The 1,023-nt window shown below is 64.9% G+C and carries 1 protein-coding gene; it reads left to right on the top strand.

Going from position 1 to position 1,023, the window contains the following annotated elements; translation table 11 throughout:
* The first annotated feature begins 158 nt into the window (after nucleotides 1-158).
* Nucleotides 159-980, top strand: coding sequence for a transposase family protein (locus Ahu01nite_RS50060; RefSeq protein ID WP_203843846.1), 822 nt, complete (start codon nucleotides 159-161; stop codon nucleotides 978-980).
* Nucleotides 981-1,023 lie beyond the last annotated feature (43 nt).

Genomic DNA, 1,023 nt, shown 5'->3' with positions numbered 1-1,023 from the left:
CCGAGTAACGGCCTGAGCGCTCTGCGTGGCTTGGGGCGGTGGTCGGGTTGGTCGCGTGTGGACACGCCGAACCTGTTGTGGTGCAACGAAAGAGCGCAGAACCCCGGTAGGAAGTGGACTTCTCACAGAGCACTTCACGCCAGGGGTCCTGCGCCACTATGAGTGTCACATATACCGCCACGCTGCCCGTATCCGAGGACACCGTGTTGTTCGTGTCCGGTCTGCTGCACGCCGAACGGCGACGTCTGGGGACGCGGGCCGGAACCCGATCGCTGGGCTGCTACCGGCAGGCGATCATGGTCCTGCGCTGGCTGCTGGACGGCACCCGGATCGCTCAGCTGGCCACCGATAACGCGATCAGCCGCTCGACCGGTTACGCCTACCTGCACGAAGGCCTCACCGTGATCGCCGGCCGGGCTCCCGGCCTGAAATCGGCGCTGCTCGCGGCGAAGATGGCCGGCTACTCGCACGTCACCATCGACGGCACGTTGATCGAGACCGACCGGTGCCGCACGCCGGGGCCGACACCAGGGGTAGATCTGTGGTGGTCAGGCAAGCACGACAATCATGGCGGGAACGTGCAGGTCGTCACCGCCCCGGACGGCTGGCCGCTCTGGACCTCACCCGTGCGTCCCGGCCGGGAACACGACACCACCGCCCTGCGCCAGCACGAAATCCTGCCGCTGCTGACGGTCTGGACCGACGATTGCCTGCGCGTGCTGGGCGATCTGGGCTACGAAGGCGAGCAGGCAACGATCACCGTTGCGTTCAAGAAGCCGAAGAACCGATCCTGCACGCTGGTCGAGCAACAGTTCAACCGAGCTCATAACGCGGTCCGTGCCATCGGTGAACGCGGTAATTCCCTGCTCAAGACCACGTTCAAAGCCCTGCGCAACGTCAGTCTTTGCCCTTGGTCCATCACCCGGATCACCGCCGCAGCCCTCGTGATCCTGCACGTCGAACACGGCCGGACCACCTGAACAGCCGTTACTCAACGTCAACGGCTGTTACTCGGAAAGCCTC

Source organism: Winogradskya humida, from assembly GCF_016862215.1.
Lineage (GTDB): Bacteria > Actinomycetota > Actinomycetes > Mycobacteriales > Micromonosporaceae > Actinoplanes > Actinoplanes humidus.
This window is presented reverse-complemented; position numbering and strand designations above follow the sequence as displayed.

Coding starts and splice junctions, on each gene's coding strand:
- Ahu01nite_RS50060 (WP_203843846.1), top strand. CDS start 159: ATGAGTGTCACATATACCGCCACGCTGCCCGTATCCGAGGACACCGTG.